Genomic DNA, 18,222 nt, shown 5'->3' on the forward strand with positions numbered 1-18,222 from the left:
GTGCCTTTCAGGCGCACAACGCGGCCGCAACGTGTTCCAACCCTCATTGGGGTCAGGGCGCGGCGGCGTCCTCGCCACCGGCTTCGCGCTGCGCACGCAGTTGATCGACGAAGCGGCGCAGCTCCGGCGGCAGCGGCGCTTCGAACTGCAGCGGCGCGCCGGTGATCGGGTGCGTGATCTTGAGACGGTGCGCGTGCAGGAACATGCGCTTGACGCCGGGTTTCGCATTGGCGCGCGCGAGTTCCTTGTTGAGGGCGAAATCGCCGTACTTGGCATCGCCGACGATCGGCAGGCCCAGATGCGCCAGATGCACGCGAATCTGGTGCGTGCGGCCGGTCTTGAGTTCGGCTTCGAGCAGCGCGTACTGCGGCCAGCGATCGACCAGATTGAACACCGTATGCGACGGCAGACCGTCCGGCTGCACGCGCACGCGGCGCTCGCCTTCCGGGGTCAGATACTTGTGCAGCGGTTCCTTGACCGCGCGGCGGCGGCCCCAGTCGCTGGCCCAGTCGCCGTGCACGCAGGCGTAATAACGCTTGTCGGTCTTGTTTTCGCGGATCTGCTCGTGCAGACCCACCAGCGCCGCGCGCTTTTTTGCCAGCATCAGCACGCCCGAGGTTTCGCGGTCGAGACGGTGCACGAGTTCGAGGAACTTGCTCTGCGGCCGCGCCTCGCGCAACTGCTCGATCACGCCGAAGGCCACGCCGCTGCCGCCATGCACGGCCACGCCGGCCGGCTTGTCGATCACCAGCATCGCTTCGTCCTCAAAGAGCACCTTGAACTCGGCGGCAGGCACCGGCGCCGACTCCGGCGCGGTTTTCTCGGCGATACGGATGGGCGGCACGCGCACCAGATCGCCCAGCTCGAGCCGATACTGCGCATCGACCCGGCCCTTATTCACACGCACTTCCCCGCTGCGCAAAATGCGATAGATGTGGCTTTTCGGCACGCCTTTGCAGACGCGCAGGAGGAAATTGTCGATCCGCTGACCGGCGGCGCCGTCATCGATTTCGACGATAGAAACCTGGTCGGCTGCGACCTGATTCTGGGATATTTTGCCTAACCCTTTCATTCTGAATATAATTTGCCCAACGCTGACGCGAAGGTAGGCCCAACGGCCATAAAGTTCCCGATCCGCCCGATGGCTATCCAAGGGGGATCTTCCGGACCTGGACCACGCGAAATGCGCAGGCAGCAAGCGATAAACCGTTATTTTACTTGCGCCCGGGGTTGGTTGCTCACCCTGTTCATACGAGAAGCAACGAGTTGCACGCACGGAACACCCGACGGCAGGGACGGCGCCCACAGGCACGTTCGGTCGCACCGGGCTCCGACGGTAACGGAAGGTTGGTATAAAGAATTCATCCGGCGCGTCGCGCCGCGTGCCCTGAACGATTTCTGTGTGGCCGCGGTACGACACGACGGTGGCGAAAATACGGCGAGCGCCCGAAGCGTCCCGGCAATGTGCGGGACATGGCGACGTCAAAGGTGTTGAGACACCCGAGGGGGAAGACGGGCGTTCCTGTTAGCTTCCCATACGCGGCACTTCTGCTTTCCAGCGAAGGCCGTGAAGCCGGTCCAGCCAGCAGCGCGCGTAGTTCGCGGCTGCGGTTTTTTATCCTGTTGCGGTCGTGCGTGGCGCAGTTTGCCGCCGGTGCACGCAGCAGCCGGACCGGAAGTTGGAAGCGCAGGAAAAACCGTGCCCCGGCGGCACGTCTCTTCGCTTCTTGAAGACGTATTTCGCATGTGCCCACGCGGCCCGTTCCTGGCAACACAACGCCGGCGGCCGCTCCAACGGCAATTCTCCCCGCCATCTTTCCCGCTCCAGCGTGCTTGTGAAAACACAATAAGGCGCGGCTTGCCGCTGCCCGCCCCTCCTGTGCAGCCCGGCGAAGCGCCGGGCGCCTTTCAGGTCAGGGTGGCGCGCGAAGCCGCACTGGAGTCGTTCAATGAAACGAATGCTGTTCAACGCGACGCAGCAGGAAGAACTGCGCGTCGCCATCGTCGATGGACAGAAGCTGATTGACATCGACATCGAAACCGCCGGTCGCGAACAGCGCAAAGGCAACATCTACAAGGGGATCGTGACCCGCATCGAGCCGTCGCTCGAAGCGTGTTTTGTGAACTACGGCGAAGATCGTCACGGCTTCCTGCCGTTCAAGGAAGTCGCCCGCCAATACTTCCGCGACGGCGTGGACATGCGCGGTGCGCGTATCCAGGACGCCCTCAAGGAAGGCCAGGAACTGATCGTTCAGGTCGAAAAAGAAGAACGCGGCAACAAGGGCGCAGCCCTGACCACGTTCATCTCGCTCGCCGGCCGCTACCTCGTGCTCATGCCGAACAACCCGCGCGGCGGCGGCGTGTCGCGCCGCATCGAGGGCGATGACCGTCAGGAACTGCGCGAAACCATGGCGCAGCTGCAACTGCCGGAAGGCATGAGCATCATCGCGCGCACGGCCGGCATCGGCCGCTCCGCCGAAGAGCTCCAGTGGGACCTGAACTACCTGCTGCAACTGTGGCGCGCGATCGAAGCCGCCTCGCAGGCCGGCACGACCGGTCAGCCGATGCTGATCTATCTGGAATCGAGCCTCGTGATCCGCGCGATCCGCGACTACTTCCAGCCCGATATCGGCGAAATCCTTATCGACACCACCGAAATCTATGACCAGGCACGCGCCTTCATGGATATCGTGATGCCGGACAATGTCAATAAGGTGAAGCGGTATCACGACGATGTGCCGCTGTTCTCGCGCTTCCAGATCGAGCACCAGATCGAGACGGCTTACTCGCGCACCGTTCCGCTGCCCTCGGGCGGCGCGATCGTGATCGACCACACCGAAGCGCTGGTCGCCATCGACGTGAACTCGGCGCGCGCCACCAAGGGCGCCGACATCGAGGAAACGGCCGCACGCACCAACCTGGAAGCCGCCGACGAAGTCGCGCGCCAGCTGCGTCTGCGCGACCTCGGCGGCCTGATCGTGATCGACTTCATCGACATGGAGTCGGCCAAGAGCCAGCGCGAAGTCGAGCAACGCCTGAAGGACGCCCTGCGCCACGACCGCGCACGCGTGCAGATGGGCAAGATCTCGCGCTTCGGCCTGATGGAGCTGTCGCGCCAGCGTCTGCGCCCGGCTCTCTCGGAAGGCAGCCACGTCACCTGCCCGCGCTGTAACGGCACGGGTCATATCCGCGATACGGAATCGTCGGCGCTTCAGGTCCTGCGCATCATCCAGGAAGAAGCGATGAAGGAAAACACCGCGGCAATCCATTGCCAGGTGCCGGTCGAAGTGACCGCCTTCCTGCTGAACGAAAAGCGTGCGGAAATCAACAAGATCGAGTCGCGCTTCAAGGTCGGCGTCGTGCTGATCCCGAACAAGCACCTCGAAACGCCGCACTACAAGCTCGAGCGCCTGCGTCACGACGATGCACGTCTGGACGATCCGCGCGCTTCGTGGAAGCTGGCCGAAGAAGCGGCTCGCGAACTGGAATCGGAAACCGGTTACAGCAAGCGCAACGCCGAAGCCAAGCCGAAGCAGGAAGCCGCTGTGAAGGGCATCACGCCGGAGCGTCCGGCGCCGTCCGCACCGGTCAAGCCGGTGGCGGCAGCGCCCGTGGCCGCACCGGTTGCAGCTGCACCGGCCGGCGGTGGTTTCTTCGGTTTCATCAAGCGTCTGTTTGGCGGCGCACCGGCTGCGGCACCCGCACCGGCACCGGCTGTCCAGCAGGACAAGGCTGCACGTCCGGCACGCGCCGAGCGTGGTGAACGCGCTGAGCGCGGCGGCGAGCGCGGCGACAAGTCCGCTTCGGGCGACCGCAACCGCAACCGCCGTAGCGGCGGCCGTGACGGCGCAGGCCGTGGCGAAGGCGCGACCGGCACGCGTGGCGCTCAGTCGGCGCAGGCAGGTCAAGCCGGCCAAACGGCACAGGCAGGCCGCCCGGAACGCGAAGCCCGCGAGCCGCGCGAGCAACGTGAGCCGCGTGAAGCCCGTGAGCCGCGCGCACCGCGTGAGCAACGCGAGCCGCGTGAAGCACGTGAAGGCCGTGGCGAGCGCGAACCGCGTGAGCAGCGCATCGAGCGCGTCGAACGTGGTCAGGACCGCAACGAAGCAGCCGAAGCCGCACCGCGCGGCGAACGCCAGGAACGTGGCGAGCGCCGTGAACGCGGTGAGCGCGCAGAACGTGGCGAGCGCGGCGAGCGTCAGGAACGCGGCGAACGCCGTCGTCAGCAGCAGCCGGGCGAAGCCGCCGAGGCGCAGGAAGCCCGCCTCGAAGCCGCCAGTGCCGGCGCCGATGCGGAAACCGCTGACGCCGCTCAAGCCGCCCTCACCGATGGCGTGAACCAGGCAGGTTTCGATGAAGATGGCGCAGCGCCGCAAGGTGAAGAGCGTCGTCGTCGTCGTCGCGGCCGTCGTGGTGGTCGTCGCGAGCGCGATGCAGACGGTTCGGCAGTGATGGAAGGTGCGGAAGGCGAAGAAGGCGCAGCAGTTGAAGCGCAAGCCGAAACGCAAGCCGAAGCCCCCGCGCAGGAAGCCGTCGTCCACAGCGCCGTTGCCGAGACGGTCGTGGTGACGGCACTGCCGGTCGCAGCGGCTGCAGCAGCAGAAGCCGTGCAGGCAGTGCAAAAGGCGCCGGAAGCGCCGGTTGCTCCGGTTGCTCCGGTTGTCGCTCCGGTTGTCGCTCCGGTTGTCGCTCCGGTTGAGGCTGCAACGCCGGTCGAGACCGTTGCTTCGGCTCCGGTTGCGCCGGTCGCAGTCGAAACCGCCGCGCCGGTTGAAACCTTGAAGGCAGTCGAGACCACCGCTCCGGTCGAAGCAGCGCCGGTAGCCGCCGAACCCGTCGCGCAAGCGCCGGTCGAAGCCGCTGCGGCACCGGTCGAGGCGCCTGTCGCCGAGATCCCGGTGCGCGAAGACCGCGTCGAAGCGCAGCAAGCCGAAGTCGCGCAACCGGCTCCGGTCGAAACGCGCGTCGAACTGGCTCAGGTGGAAACGTCGGTGGCAACTCCGGTGGCAACTCCGGTGGCAACGCCGGTGCAGACGCAGGTTGAAACCGCAGCCGCTCCGGCCCCGGTCGAAGCAGTCGCTCCGGCTCAAGTCGAAACCGCAGCTCCGGCTCAAGTCGAAACCGCAGCTCCGGCTCAAGTCGAAACCGCAGCAACGGCTGCCGCAGCCCCCGCTGCCGACCTGACCCCGATGCTCGAATCGGTTGGCCTCGTGTGGGTGAATACCGACACGACCAAGCTGCGCGCTGCGCAGGACGCTGCCGCCCAGCTGGTGAAGCCCGCGCGCGTGCCGCGCGAGCGCAAGGCGCTGCCGGCCGTCGACGCCACGCCGATGCAACAGGTCGAAACCGACCGTCAGGCGTAAGCCTGATGGCGTTCAGGCACCGGATACCTTCCTCGCGGATAGTTCCGGTGCCAGCCTGATCGCCGCATTGCAGCAAAAAGCCCGCCATATATTGGCGGGCTTTTTTTTGATATATCAGCGTTCACCCTCGTCGGTGAGCAGTGGGTCCTTCGGCTAAAATCGAAACATCGCGCGAAGTTGCAGCCAAGGCTGCCGCCAAAGTCCAGGCTGAAATTTGTAGCGCAAGTCTTACGCAGAACGTAGAAAACATGTCCCGACGCATCATCCCTGTTGCCGATGCCCGCTCCCTGCCGCCGAGTCTCAAACCGGCGGCGGCTGGCGCGCGTGCGCCGTCCGGCGAAGTGGTCGATGCGCTCGCGCGGCCGCTGCGCGACCTGCGCATCTCGGTGACAGACCGCTGCAATTTCCGTTGCGTCTACTGCATGCCGCGCGCGGTCTTCGACAAGGACTATCCGTTCCTGCCGCATTCCGCCCTGCTCTCGCTCGAGGAAATCGAACGTCTCGCGCGGCTTTTCGTCGCGCAGGGCGTGACCAAGATCCGCCTCACGGGCGGCGAGCCGCTGCTGCGTAAAAACATCGAATTCCTGATCGAGCGGCTTGCCGCGTTGCGCACGCTCGACGGCGCGCCGCTCGATCTCACGCTCACGACCAACGGTTCGCTGCTGGCCCGCAAGGCGCGCGCGCTGCGCGACGCCGGGCTCACGCGCGTGACCGTGAGTCTCGACGCGCTCGACGACACCCTGTTCCGCCGCATGAACGACGCCGACTTTTCGGTCGGCGACGTGCTCGACGGCATCGCCGCCGCGCAGGCGGTCGGTCTCGCGCCGCTCAAGGTCAACATGGTCGTCAAGCGCGGCACCAACGACGGCGAGATCGTGCCGCTCGCGCGCCACTTCCGCGGCTCGGGCGTGGCGCTGCGCTTTATCGAATACATGGACGTGGGCGCGACCAACGGCTGGAACATGGCCGAAGTGCTGCCGTCCGCCGACGTCGTCGCGCGTATCGCCGAGCATTTCCCGCTCGTGCCGCTCGAAGCGCACAGCGCGGCCGAAACCGCACAGCGCTGGGGCTATGCCGACGGCGCAGGCGAAATAGGCGTGATTTCCAGCGTCACACGCGCCTTCTGCGGCGACTGCACGCGCGCGCGCCTGTCGACCGAAGGCAAGCTGTACCTGTGCCTGTTCGCCTCGATGGGCTACGATCTGCGCGCGCTCGTGCGCGGCGAAGCCAGCGACGCGGCCATTTCCGCCGCCATCGCGCAGATCTGGGAACAGCGCGCCGACCGCTACTCGCAACTGCGCGGCAGCGCCGAAGCCCCGGCTTCGAGCGACGAGCGCCGTATCGAAATGTCGTATATCGGCGGCTGATCCCTTCGCGGGACAGGCCGTCCGCTTCCTGCTTGAGCGCCTCGCGCTCCCTTCACCCGTTTTGCCGATGCCCGACACCCGCGCCGCTCTCCCCGTTTCCGATATCACCGGTCTTGTGCTCGCGGGCGGCCGCGGCCAGCGTATGGGCGGCGCCGATAAAGGCCTGCAGTTGCTGCACGGCCAGCCGCTCGCGGCCCACGTGCTCGCGCGTCTCGCGCCTCAGGTCGGCACGCTCGCGATCAGCGCGAACCGCAATCAGGACGTGTACGCGACGCTCGGCGCGCCCTGGCAAGCCACGGTGCTCGCCGATACGCTGCCCGACTACCCCGGCCCGCTCGCCGGTCTGCTCGCCGGCCTGCGTGCCGCGCGCACCGGCTGGCTGCTGAGCGCGCCCTGCGATTCGCCGTGGCTGCCCGCCGATCTCGCCACGCGCCTGAGCGCAGCGGCGAGCGAACACGGCGCCGCCATCGTCACGGCCCAGACCACGGACGCCGCCGGCGAAGTCAGCCTGCACCCGGTCTTCGCCCTGCTGCGCACCTCGCTCGCCGACGACCTCGCCGCCTTTCTCGACGCCGGCGAGCGCAAGGTCCGCGCGTGGTACGCGCGCCACACGGCGGCCGTCGTAAGCTTTGCCGACGAACGTGCGTTTTACAATGTCAACTCCCTGCAGGAACTCGCCGACTTCGACCGTGCCTGACCGGCACAGTCCACCGCCGCTCCATGCGCTCTGCATGACGCGGGCTTCAGGCACCTCCCAGGACGATCGCCGCAGCCGTTGTGCGAATGCGTGCGAACGCGACGCTTCTTCACCCCATGACCACGCCTAACATTTTCTCCGCGAGCGCCGGAAGCCTCGGCCAGTTCGATCCTCAAGCCTTGCCCGTCAGTGCCGCCCAGGCCATCGTGCTGCAATGGGTGACGCCGCTCGCGCAAGGCGAACGCGTACCGCTGCGCGACGCGCTCGCACGCGTCCTCGCGACAGACGTGATCTCGCCGATCGATGTGCCCGCGCACGACAACTCGGCGATGGACGGCTATGCCTTCGACAGCGCCGTGCTCGCGCAGCGCGAAGGCGCGCTGACCTTGCAGGTGGCGGGCAAGGCGTTCGCCGGTCATCCGTTCACGGGCGCGGTGGCCGCGGGCGAATGCGTGCGCATCATGACGGGCGCGCCGATGCCCGCAGGCTGCGACACCGTCGTGCCGCAGGAAAGCGTCACCGCCAGCCAGCATGCGATCACCTTTGCCGCCAACGCCGTCGCACCTGGCGCGAACCGCCGCCGCCAGGGCGAAGACCTCGCGCGCGGCAGCGCGGCGCTGCGTGCGGGCCGCGTGCTGCGCGCCAGCGACATCGGCCTGATGGCCTCGCTCGGTCTCGTCGATGTGAAGGTCAAGCGGCGTCTGCGCGTGGCGTATTTCTCGACCGGCGACGAATTGCGCTCGCCGGGCCAGACGCTCGACGCGGGCAGCATCTACGACAGCAACCGCTATACGCTCGGCGCGATGCTGCAACGCCTGAACGTCGAGCCGATCGATCTGGGCGTCGTGCGCGACGATCCCGATGCGCTCGCCGCCACGCTGCTGCAAGCCGCCGAAAGCGCCGATGTCGTGCTTACGTCGGGCGGCGTTTCGGTTGGCGAAGCCGACTTCACGCGCACCCAGTTGCAGACGCTCGGCGACGTGACCTTCTGGGGTCTCGCCATGCGTCCGGGCCGCCCGCTCGCGTTCGGCCGCATCTGGTCGGGCGGCCGTCCCGGCGCGGGCCGCGCGGCGCTGCTGTTCGGCCTGCCGGGCAATCCGGTCGCCACTATGGTGAGCTTCTACCAGATCGTGCGCCCCGCGCTGATCGCGATGTCGGGCGCGCAGCCGCAGCCCGTACCGCTGATTCCCGCGCGCTGCGATGCGCCGATCCGCAAACGCCCCGGCCGCACCGAATTCCAGCGCGGTATCGCCGAACGCGACGCGCAGGGCCAGTGGCGCGTCACGCCTACAGGCTCGCAAAGTTCTGGCGCGCTGAGCACCATGAGCGAAGCAAACTGCTTTATCGTGCTCGCCCATGAGGCCGACAGTCTCGATGCCGGCGACGCCGTCGACATCATGCTGTTCGACGGTCTCGTTTAGCGCAGCGCCCCTACCAGCCGCTTTTTATCAGTCAACGACACAGCAACGACACGCTACGTCCACTCGACCTACGGACCGACTCACATGAAAAAACAGATCTCGTTCATCGCCGCGGGGCAAACCGCCAAGGCGCTCATCCTCGTGTACCTCACCTTCAGCGTGCCGGTGGTGCTGCTCGTCGCCGTGGTCGCGTTCTTCCGCTACGGCACCTTCGAACTGGGCACCGTGTTCAGCGCGCTGATCCTCAATGCGATCGTCGGCTTCGTGCTGCTGTGGATCGCCTGCCATCTGTACAACTGGGTGGCGTCGCGCTTCGGCGGCATCGAGATCCATCTCTCCGACGTCCCCGAGGAAGCCTGATGTCCGCGACGATCCGCGCCGCAGCACCCGCCGACGTCGGCGCCATTCACGCGCTGATGTACGAGCTCGCCGAGTTCGAGAAGCTCACGCATCTGTTCACCGGCACGCCCGAATTGCTGAGCGACGCGCTGTTCGGCGCGCATCCGGCCGCCGAGGCGCTGGTCGCCGAAGACGCGGGGCAGATCGTGAGCTACGCGGTGTTCTTCCACAACTACTCGACCTTTATCGGTCGGCGCGGGATGTATCTGGAAGATCTCTACGTCAAGCCGGAGCAACGCGGCACGGGTCTGGGCACGGCGATGCTGCGCGCGCTCGCGGCCATCGCGGTCGAGCGCAACTGTGCGCGCTTCGAGTGGAGCGTGCTCGACTGGAACGAGCCGGCCATCCGCTTCTACGAGAAGATGGGCGCGACCATCCATTCCGACTGGCGCATCGTGCGCGTGACGGGCGACGCACTCGACAAGCTCGCCGCGCCGGACCAAGCGGCCATCGCTTAAGCCGATTCAGGCCAAACGAAAAAACGGGCCGTCCGCAGTGTTGCGGACGGCCCGTTTGCTTTGGCTGCGCGCCTGGAAGCTGCGCTGCTGGAAGCTGCGCGATTCATCCGCGCTATTCGTCCCCGGTGCGCAAGCCATCGCCGAGCAGATCCGACGCTTCCTCGCCCGGCAGCGCCTCGACGTCGCGCAGCTTGCGGTTCATCACGCGCGTGCGCACCTCGGCGGCTTCGATCGAACGCGTCACCGTTTCCAGTTGCGTTTTGGTACGCGCGAGCACATCGCCGAACTTGCCGAACTCCGTCTTCACCGCGCCCAGCACCTGCCAGACTTCGCTCGAACGTTTCTCGATGGCCAGCGTGCGGAAACCCATCTGCAAACTGTTCAGCAAGGCCGTGAGCGTAGTCGGCCCCGCCACGCTCACGCGATAGTCGCGCTGCAACAGATCGGTGAGACCCGGGCGACGCAGGATCTCCGCGTACAGCCCTTCGGTCGGCAAAAACAGCAGCGCGAAATCCGTCGTGTGCGGCGGCGACACGTATTTTTCGGCGATGGTGCGAGCTTCGGCGCGCACGCGTGCCTCCAGCGCCCGCCCCGCTTCCTCGATCCCGGCGAGATCGGCGCGCTCCTGCGCATCGATCAAACGCTCGTAGTCTTCGCGCGGAAACTTGGCATCGACGGGCAGCCAGACCGGCGCGTCCGTCACCGCGCTCGAATCGCCCGCTTTCACGCCGCGCCCCGGCAGGCGAATCGCAAACTCCACGCGCTCGCTGCTGCCCGGCACGGTCGCGACGTTCTTCGCGTACTGCTCGGGCGTGAGCATCTGTTCCAGCAGCACTTCGAGCTGCACTTCGCCCCAGGTGCCGCGCGTTTTCACGTTGGTCAGCACTTTCTTGAGATCGCCCACGCCGGCCGCCAGCGTCTGCATTTCGCCCAGGCCGCGATGCACCTGTTCGAGACGATCCGACACCAGCTTGAACGACTCGCCCAGACGCTGCTCCAGCGTCGCGTGCAGTTTTTCGTCGACGGTGCGGCGCATCTCTTCGAGCTTGGCCGCGTTGTTCGCCTCGATATCCTTCAGACGCTGTTCGAGCGTCGCGCGCACCTCGGTCAGACGCCGGTCGTTGGCCTCGATCATCTGCGCGACCTGCTGGCCGAGCAAAGTGCCGAACTGACGCAGCGCCGCGCCCTGCTCCTCGCGCGCCTGCTGCGCCTGCACCTGCTGGCTCTGGCGCACGGCGTCGAGTTGCTGCGCGTTGGTCTCGCTGAGCTTGGCGAGCTGCTGCGCGAAGCTGTCGAGCTGGCCGTTCTGCACCGTCGCGATGCTGGTGAGATGCGCCGCCAGCGCCTGCTGCACCTGGCCGAAGCCGCCGCCGAATTCGCTGCGCGACGCCTGCGCCGTGCGGGCGATTTCGTTGCGCAATTCGCGCTCGATACGCTCGGCCGCGCGCGCCTGCGTTTCGCTGGCGCCCGACAGCCGATCGCTCAACTGATCGAGCGCGTCGAGCGTCGCATCGTCATGGCCATGCGCGCCCTGCCGCGCGCGCAGCAACGCGACGATCGAAACCGCCAGAGCGATCGCCAGCACCAGCAAGGCGATCGCCATCAACGACTCGACGCTCATGAACGCGCGCGCCCCAGCACGTCGGGGTTGATCGGATTGGCCGGCTGACCGGCGCGCGGACCTTCGCCGAGTGCGGCGATCAGGTTGTCGGCGGCGAGATTGGCCATCGCGCGGCGCGTGCCTTCGCTCGCGCTGGCGATGTGCGGCGTCAGCACCACGTTATCGACTTCGAGCAGCGCCGGATGCAGAGCCGGCTCGCCCTCGAACACGTCGAGGCCCGCCGATGCGATGCGACGCGTGCGCAGCGCGTCGGCCAGCGCCGCATCGTCGACAATGCCGCCGCGCGCGATGTTGGTGAGCGTGGCCGCGGGCTTCATCAGCGCGAGTTCGGCCGCGCCGATCGTGTGATGGTTCTCCGGCGTGTAGGGCAGCACCAGTACGACGTGATCGGCTTCCTTGAGCAGGTCCGCTTTCGAACGATATTCGGCGTTCAGTTCGCGCTCGATCTCCGGCGCGACGCGCGAACGGTTGTGATAGATCACGCGCATGTTGAAGCCGCTCGCGCGGCGCGCCAGCGCCTGGCCGATGCGGCCCATGCCGATCACGCCGAGCGTCGCGCCATGAATATCCGCGCCGAGGAACATGTCGAACGACCACTTCTGCCATTGGCCCGCACGCAGATAGTGTTCCGATTCGGTGACGCGGCGCGCGGCCGCCATCATCAGCGCCCAGCCGAAATCGGCGGTGGTTTCGTTGAGCACGTCGGGCGTGTTGGTGCCGAGCACGTTGGCCGCGTTGAAGGCCGTCATGTCGAAGTTGTTGTAGCCCACCGCCATGTTCGAGACCACACGCAGACGCGGCGCGGCCGCCAGCACCGATGCATCGATCGGCTCGCCCATGGTGAGCGCGCCGTCCTTGTCGGCCAGACGCGCCTTGAGGGCGTCGGCGGACAGCGTTTCGCCGTTGTTCCAGTCGACGTCGAAATACTGCTTGAGCCGGTCGATCACGTCCGGAAAGATCGGGCGCGCCACGAGAATCTTTTGCATCGTTGCTCTCCACACTGCTGAGGTTGGTTCGTTACCGCCGGGCTACATTGTCGCGCGATCAGGCTAAACGAAGAACAGCCAGGTCGCCACGGCGAACACCGGCGTGAGCGCCACGCACGACCAGCCGAGGTAGCCGAAGAAACCCGGCATGCGCACGCCGCGCTGCTGTGCGATGGCCTTGACCATGAAGTTCGGCGCGTTGCCGATATAGGTCATCGCGCCCATCCACACCGCGCCCGCGGAGATCGCCGCGAGCGTGCGCGCGCCGCTTGTCATGAGCGTGGGCGCATCGCCGCCCGCGAGATTGAAGAACACGAGCCAGGTCGGCGCGTTGTCGAGGAAGGACGACAGCAAACCCGTCGCCCAGAAGTAGAGCGCGTCGTTGGGTTGGCCCGGCGCATCGTTGACGAACTGGATCAGCGCCGCAAACGCGCCCGCCTCGCCCGCGCGCAGCATCGCGATCACCGGCGTGATGGTCGCGAAGATGCCCGCGAAAAGCTTGGCGACTTCGGCGATCGGCGCCCAGTCGAAACCGTTGTCCGTGCGGGCTTCGCGCGACGTGCAAAAGAGCGAGATCGCCGCCAGCGCAAGCAGACCCGCGTCGCGCACGAGGTTCTGCAGTTCGAGTCGCGCGCCCGGCAGATCGATGGCGATGCCCGGCTTCCAGACGCCGCTCATCAGCACCAGCGCGATCACGCCCGCGAGCAGCACGAAGTTGAACTTGCCGCCGATGCTGAGGCTGCGCGTATCGGGCGTCGGGTCGAGCACTGCGGCGCGCGTTTCGCCTTCGCGGCGGAAGTACCACGTATCGATCAGCCAGAACGCAGCCAGCAGCACGGCGCAGACGAACAGCATCGGCAACGCAAGATGTTGCGTAGTCCAGAAGAAACTCACGCCATTGAGAAAGCCGAGGAACAGCGGCGGATCGCCGAGCGGCGTGAGCGAACCGCCCGCATTCGCGACGAGAAAGATGAAGAACACGACCACATGCACGTTATGCCGCCGGTTGTCGTTGGCGCGCAGAAGCGGCCGGATCAGCAGCATGGCCGCGCCGGTCGTGCCCATCACGCTTGCGAGCAAGGTGCCCAGCGCAAGAATCACCGTATTCGTGCGCGGCGAGCCGCGCAGATTGCCGTAGATGCAGATGCCGCCCGCGATCGTATAGAGCGCGCCGAGCAGCACGATAAACGGCACGTATTCATCGACGAGCGCGTGCAGAAAGAGCGGATACGTCGCCGATACACCGTGCGTCGCGGCAAACGGCAGCAGAAACGCCAGCGCCCAGAACGCCGAAATCTTGCCGAAGTGGTGATGCCAGAACGTCGCCGCGAACATCGGCAGGAGCGCGATCGACAGCAGCATCAGCGCGAACGGCAAGCCCCAGAAAGCGCTGAGCGTCGCGCCATCGACACTGGCCGCGTGTGCGCCTGGCGCGGCGAATACCGCCAAAGCCAGCGCACCGCCCTTCAATACGCGTTGCAAGCCCTCACGCGCCATGCACAACCACGACATGCACGCGATACGGCCCATGCGCCCCCAGAACGATCGTTTGTTCGATATCGCCGGTGCGCGACGGCCCCGACACGAAGTTGACCGCGCGCGGCAGCTCGCCGCGTTCGGCGCGCATGAGCGCGAAGGCATCCTCGTGACCGGCGACGATGCGCGAAGCCGGCACCACGGCGATGTGCGTTTCAGGCAGCAGCGCACCCGATGCCCACGTCTGCGCACCGGAAAGCAGCACCAGCGTGCCGGTTTCCGCCGTCGCGCAAAAACAGCCCGTCAGGCCGACGAGATCGCGATCTTCGGGTTTGCGGAATGCGACGCTCAAGCCCGCGCCTGCCCAGTCGAACGATTCGAGCGTTTGCCACGCGACCGCCTGCGTCGGCAACGCGCGCGCGGCGAGATAGCGCGCCGCGGCGGCGGGCACGTCGGCGAGTTGCGCGACTTCGTCGACGGTCGTGGCCATCTTCTGCGCCTGCTCGACGAAATGCGCGACGAGGTCGCCTTCGAGCGGCGGACGCGGACCTTCCGGATGACGCGCGAGGTAATCGGCGACGGCTTCGCGCTCGTGCGGCGTGGGCGTGGGCGACGTCACCGCACGGCCCTGCGCCGCGCGGATGCGCGCGAGGATGCTGCGTCGAGCGGCCGTGGTATCCATGAACGTCCTCGTCAAAAAGAAGAAAGGCCCAAGAAAAAAGGCGGCGCGCCGATTATACCGGCGCACCGCCTCGTGTTTTGACGGCTCGGGCGCGGCGCTTAGGCGCCCGCGATCTCCACTTCCGTCGGCTGCTCGATGCCGAACACCTGGCGCAGATAGGCGAGATACGCCTTGTCGTCGCACATGTTCTTGCCCGGCGAATCGGACAGCTTGGCAACCGGCTGGCCATTGCAGCGAACCATCTTGATGACGATCTGCAGCGGCTGATAACCAAGATCGTTAGTCAGATTCGTGCCGACGCCAAAGGCCAGACGGCAGCGGTCGCCGAAACGCTCGTAAAGACTCAGCACCTTCGGAATATCGAGCGCGTCCGAGAAGATCATGGTCTTGGTGCGCGCGTCGACGCGATTGTCTTCGTAATGCTTGAGCAGGCGCTCGCCCCACTCGAAGGGATCGCCCGAATCGTGGCGCGCGCCGTCGAAGAGCTTACAGAAGTACATGTCGAAGTCGCGCAGGAAGGCCTGCATGCCATAGACGTCCGACAGCGCGATCCCCAGATCGCCGCGATACTCCTTCGCCCACATCTCGAAGCCGTAAATCTGCGAGTCGCGCAGACGCGGCCCGAGTGCCTGGCACGCCTGCAGATACTCGTGCGCCATCGTGCCGAGCGGCGTGAGATTGTGCTTCATCGCGTAGTACACGTTGCTCGTGCCGGTGAACTGCTCGCCCAGATCTTCCTTGAGCGTGAGGATCACCTCTTCGTGCCAGCGCTTGGAGAAACGGCGGCGCGTGCCGTAATCGGCGATCTTGCAATCGGCGAATTCGGGCTTCGCGCCCAGCAGTTCGATCTTGCGGCGCAGACGCTCGCGGCCTTCCTCGTACTGCGGATGATGCTGCGTGTTGCGGAAATAGACTTCGTTGACGATCGCCAGCACCGGGATTTCGAAGAGGATCGTGTGCAGCCACGGCCCTTTGATCTCGATGTCGATTTCGCCGTTGTTCTTCGGCGAAGGCGTGACCGAAATGTACTTCTCGTTCAGATGGAACAGCGCGAGAAAGTCGATGAAATCGCCCTTGATGAAGCGCATCTTGCGCAGATACTCGAGCTCGGGCTCGGCAAAGCGCAGACGGCAAAGCTTGGAGATCTCGCTGCGGATTTCATCCACATAAGGCACGAGATCGACATCGGGCGTGCGGCAGCGGAAGCGATATTCCACGTTGGCCGCGGGGAAATGATGCAGCACCACCTGCATCATCGTGAATTTGTACAGATCGGTATCGAGCAGCGAAGTTATGACCATGATTGACTAGCCGGACTGCAATCGGAGGGCGCCCACCTCTCCTTCCCGAGCGACTGCCGCGCCTCGTGGGGCAAGCGGCGACGCCGGCGGGCGGCGGGCATCAGCGGTGCGCCCATGTTACCCGAATGCGGCATTCGGACGCGGTGCGACTCGCACGACCGTGGCGCGCGCAGGGATATTGCGCAAAAAACCGGCCGATCGGTCTTGCGTTGCACTTGCGCGCGTGAGTATGCGAAGCCCACGCAACACCGCATAAACTAATCACGAAACGATATAAACGGTGCCGCGAGGGTGTGGATAGGGAATTTCCCATTCAGTTACAATACCGCTTTTGGCGCGCCCCAACCCAGCGCCATCCCCAATACAAAAGCTTGCAGGAGCTGCCTGAATGACCCACGTTGTGACCGAAAGCTGCATCAAGTGCCGCTATACCGACTGCGTCGATGTGTGCCCGGTGGACTGCTTTCGCGAAGGTCCCAACTTCCTCGCGATTGACCCGGACGAGTGCATCGACTGCGCTGTGTGCGTGGCCGAGTGCCCGGTGAACGCCATTTACGCTGAAGAAGACGTCCCTGGCGATCAACAACACTTCACCGAACTCAACGCCGAACTGGCAAAGAGCTGGCCGAGCATCACCAAGACCAAGCCCGCGCTGCCGGAAGCCGAAGAATTCAAGGACGTGAAGGACAAGCTCGCACTGCTGGCTCGTTAATCTGGATGAGTCGGCGCGCGCCGGCTGCACGTATCGGCTGTACGTCCCGATAGTGACCTACGTGCAGTCCGGCGCCGTATCTGCAGCCTCTGCGGTATCGTCACCCACTCCCGAAACGGTTTTTTATCGGGAAGAAAAATAAGATGACGAATGGGTGTTGACAGACTGCGCCAGACCCCATAGAATCTCGTTCTCTGCTTTTGTTGATTCCCCGATAGCTCAGTCGGTAGAGCGCCGGACTGTTAATCCGTAGGTCCCTGGTTCGAGCCCAGGTCGGGGAGCCAGAATTTTCAAAAGCCCGTTAATCACAACGGACTTTTTAAAGAAGTTAAAGCTGTAGATGTACTGCTGTTCCCCGATAGCTCAGTCGGTAGAGCGCCGGACTGTTAATCCGTAGGTCCCTGGTTCGAGCCCAGGTCGGGGAGCCAAAATCGAAGCCGTTGCGTGTCTCACGCAACGGCTTTTTCTTTTGGGGTGGCGCAAGGTGTTTGATGGCATAATCTGCCAATCAACTCATGCCGAAGGCTGCAGCCATGCCCACCCGCAATGTCGTCCTCACCGACCGGCAAGCCCATCTCGTCGACTCCCTCGTCAATTCCGGCCGATTCCAGAACGCAAGCGAAGTTCTGCGGGCTGGATTGCGTTTGATCGAGCGCGAAGAAGTGGAAATGCAGGAAAAGCTCGAAGCGCTGCGCGACGCTACTCGTGCGGGCATCGCAGATATCGATGATGGACGTTCGAAGAACTTCTCGTCCGCTGCGGCGCTCGGTGAATTTCTCGATGCAATCACCGATGATGTCCTTGCTGCACCTGACGCGACGAAACGCACGCGATGAGCACGGTCAAGGGAGATTGGCACATCGCACTCGCCGATCTGGCTCAACAGGACTTCCGCAATATTTTGCGCTGGACGGCCGAAAAATTCGGTCAGGCGCAAACGCGTGACTACGCGCTGACGATCTCGACAACGCTGCAGGATTTGTCTTTCGGACCAGACATGCCCGGTGTTCGCCAACGCAACGAAATCGGACCCGGCATCATGACATTGCACGTCGCCCGCAATCGTCGTCGAGGCCGGCATTTCGTGGTGTTTCGCGTTTCGGAAAAAGAAAAACAGCGCATCGACGTGCTGCGCATTCTGCATGAAGCCATGGATTTGCCGGCACACGTCTAGCCGTCACAGCCAATCGCCCCACCCTGCCCGATAATACAGCTTCAACATTCTCGGGAATCCGCATGAAAACGATCCGCCAACTTGCGTCAGCCCTTTGCGCGAGCGTGCTTGTCATGGGCGCGGCCCACGCCGAGCAGATCGGCAGCGTGAACACCAACTTCCGCATGACCGGCTCCGACAAGGTAGTCGTCGAGGCCTACGACGACCCCGCGGTGCAAGGCGTCACCTGTTACGTGTCGCGCGCGCGCACCGGCGGCGTGAAAGGCACGCTCGGCATCGCCGAAGATCCGACCGAAGCATCCATCGCCTGCCGTCAGGTCGGGCCGATCAGCTTCGCCGCCCCGCTCAAGCAACAGGCCGATGTCTTCAGCGAGCGCATGTCCTTCCTGTTCAAGACGCTACACGTGGTTCGCGTGGTCGACACGAAACGCAACGCGCTGGTCTATCTGACCTACAGCGACCGCGTCGTCAGCGGCAGCGCGAAGAACAGCGTCACCGCCGTCCCGATGCCCGCCGGCACCACCATTCCGGTGCGCTAAACTGCAGGGATCGTCGCAGGATCTGT

The 18,222-nt window shown here is 65.1% G+C and carries 17 protein-coding genes and 2 tRNA genes; 13 read left to right on the forward strand and 6 right to left on the reverse strand.

What is annotated here, in order from left to right:
• Positions 1–52: 52 nt before the first annotated feature.
• Entirely contained in the window at positions 53–982 is a 930-nt protein-coding gene (locus G3N59_RS19190) for an RluA family pseudouridine synthase (RefSeq protein ID WP_321817786.1), read from the reverse strand.
• Between G3N59_RS19190 and G3N59_RS37450 the strand changes: the two genes are divergently transcribed.
• The 7 genes from G3N59_RS37450 to G3N59_RS19220 all read left to right on the forward strand — a co-directional run bounded on the left by G3N59_RS37450 (position 935) and on the right by G3N59_RS19220 (position 9,705).
• Positions 935–1,063 carry a hypothetical protein gene (locus G3N59_RS37450; RefSeq protein ID WP_321817793.1) on the forward strand — a complete coding sequence of 43 codons (129 nt, stop codon included), beginning with the start codon at positions 935–937 and terminating at the stop codon, positions 1,061–1,063. The two genes, G3N59_RS19190 and G3N59_RS37450, sit on opposite strands and share 48 nt — an antisense overlap.
• Before the next feature lie 886 nt (positions 1,064–1,949).
• The gene (locus G3N59_RS19195) at positions 1,950–5,363 is read left to right on the forward strand and encodes an Rne/Rng family ribonuclease (protein ID WP_205984207.1); all 3,414 of its coding nucleotides are present in this window, start codon (positions 1,950–1,952) and stop codon (positions 5,361–5,363) included.
• Between the two features lie 248 nt (positions 5,364–5,611).
• Positions 5,612–6,730 (forward strand): GTP 3',8-cyclase MoaA, encoded by a 1,119-nt coding sequence (moaA, locus tag G3N59_RS19200; protein WP_205984208.1) that lies wholly within the window; start codon positions 5,612–5,614, stop codon positions 6,728–6,730.
• A gap of 67 nt (positions 6,731–6,797) precedes the next feature.
• Positions 6,798–7,427, forward strand: a complete 630-nt coding sequence (mobA, locus tag G3N59_RS19205; protein WP_205984209.1) for a molybdenum cofactor guanylyltransferase MobA — start codon at positions 6,798–6,800, stop codon at positions 7,425–7,427.
• Between the two features lie 116 nt (positions 7,428–7,543).
• The gene (glp, locus tag G3N59_RS19210) at positions 7,544–8,848 is read left to right on the forward strand and encodes a gephyrin-like molybdotransferase Glp (protein WP_205984210.1); all 1,305 of its coding nucleotides are present in this window, start codon (positions 7,544–7,546) and stop codon (positions 8,846–8,848) included.
• 84 nt (positions 8,849–8,932) lie between these two features.
• Complete coding sequence (locus G3N59_RS19215) at positions 8,933–9,208, forward strand: hypothetical protein (protein WP_027817320.1); 276 nt, start codon at positions 8,933–8,935, stop codon at positions 9,206–9,208.
• On the forward strand, positions 9,208–9,705 hold the full coding sequence (locus tag G3N59_RS19220; protein WP_205984211.1) for a GNAT family N-acetyltransferase: 498 nt from the start codon (positions 9,208–9,210) through the stop codon (positions 9,703–9,705). The genes G3N59_RS19215 and G3N59_RS19220 overlap by 1 nt, the downstream gene beginning before the upstream one ends.
• A 112-nt stretch (positions 9,706–9,817) precedes the next feature.
• Here G3N59_RS19220 and rmuC read toward each other — a convergent pair whose 3' ends face one another.
• From rmuC to pncB, 5 genes are all read right to left on the reverse strand, one after another.
• Positions 9,818–11,326 (reverse strand): DNA recombination protein RmuC, encoded by a 1,509-nt coding sequence (gene rmuC / locus G3N59_RS19225; RefSeq protein WP_205984212.1) that lies wholly within the window; start codon positions 11,324–11,326, stop codon positions 9,818–9,820.
• Positions 11,323–12,312, reverse strand: coding sequence for a D-glycerate dehydrogenase (locus tag G3N59_RS19230; protein ID WP_205984213.1), 990 nt, complete (start codon positions 12,310–12,312; stop codon positions 11,323–11,325). Before G3N59_RS19230 ends, rmuC begins: the two co-directional genes overlap by 4 nt.
• Before the next feature lie 63 nt (positions 12,313–12,375).
• Positions 12,376–13,809, reverse strand: a complete 1,434-nt coding sequence (locus G3N59_RS19235) for a sodium:proton antiporter (protein ID WP_205984308.1) — start codon at positions 13,807–13,809, stop codon at positions 12,376–12,378.
• The gene (locus tag G3N59_RS19240; RefSeq protein ID WP_205984214.1) at positions 13,799–14,470 is read right to left on the reverse strand and encodes a lactate utilization protein C; all 672 of its coding nucleotides are present in this window, start codon (positions 14,468–14,470) and stop codon (positions 13,799–13,801) included. The genes G3N59_RS19235 and G3N59_RS19240 overlap by 11 nt, the downstream gene beginning before the upstream one ends.
• A gap of 98 nt (positions 14,471–14,568) precedes the next feature.
• Positions 14,569–15,771 carry a nicotinate phosphoribosyltransferase gene (gene pncB / locus G3N59_RS19245; protein WP_205984215.1) on the reverse strand — a complete coding sequence of 401 codons (1,203 nt, stop codon included), beginning with the start codon at positions 15,769–15,771 and terminating at the stop codon, positions 14,569–14,571.
• A 388-nt stretch (positions 15,772–16,159) separates the two neighbouring features.
• On the opposite strand from pncB, the gene fdxA reads away from it, so the two are divergent.
• The 6 genes from fdxA (at position 16,160) to G3N59_RS19275 (ending at position 18,196) form a co-directional block, all read left to right on the forward strand.
• The gene (gene fdxA / locus G3N59_RS19250) at positions 16,160–16,483 is read left to right on the forward strand and encodes a ferredoxin FdxA (RefSeq protein ID WP_205984216.1); all 324 of its coding nucleotides are present in this window, start codon (positions 16,160–16,162) and stop codon (positions 16,481–16,483) included.
• A gap of 208 nt (positions 16,484–16,691) precedes the next feature.
• Positions 16,692–16,767: transfer RNA gene (locus G3N59_RS19255), tRNA-Asn, on the forward strand.
• 68 nt (positions 16,768–16,835) lie between these two features.
• A tRNA-Asn gene (locus tag G3N59_RS19260) sits at positions 16,836–16,911 on the forward strand.
• Positions 16,912–17,016: 105 nt separating this feature from the next.
• Complete coding sequence (locus tag G3N59_RS19265) at positions 17,017–17,319, forward strand: type II toxin-antitoxin system ParD family antitoxin (protein WP_205984217.1); 303 nt, start codon at positions 17,017–17,019, stop codon at positions 17,317–17,319.
• On the forward strand, positions 17,316–17,657 hold the full coding sequence (locus tag G3N59_RS19270; protein ID WP_205984218.1) for a type II toxin-antitoxin system RelE/ParE family toxin: 342 nt from the start codon (positions 17,316–17,318) through the stop codon (positions 17,655–17,657). The genes G3N59_RS19265 and G3N59_RS19270 overlap by 4 nt, the downstream gene beginning before the upstream one ends.
• Positions 17,658–17,719: 62 nt before the next feature.
• Positions 17,720–18,196, forward strand: a complete 477-nt coding sequence (locus tag G3N59_RS19275) for a CreA family protein (RefSeq protein ID WP_205984219.1) — start codon at positions 17,720–17,722, stop codon at positions 18,194–18,196.
• Positions 18,197–18,222: the final 26 nt, after the last annotated feature.

It is taken from the genome of Paraburkholderia sp. Ac-20340 (assembly GCF_017104965.1).
Classification (GTDB): Bacteria; Pseudomonadota; Gammaproteobacteria; order Burkholderiales; family Burkholderiaceae; genus Paraburkholderia.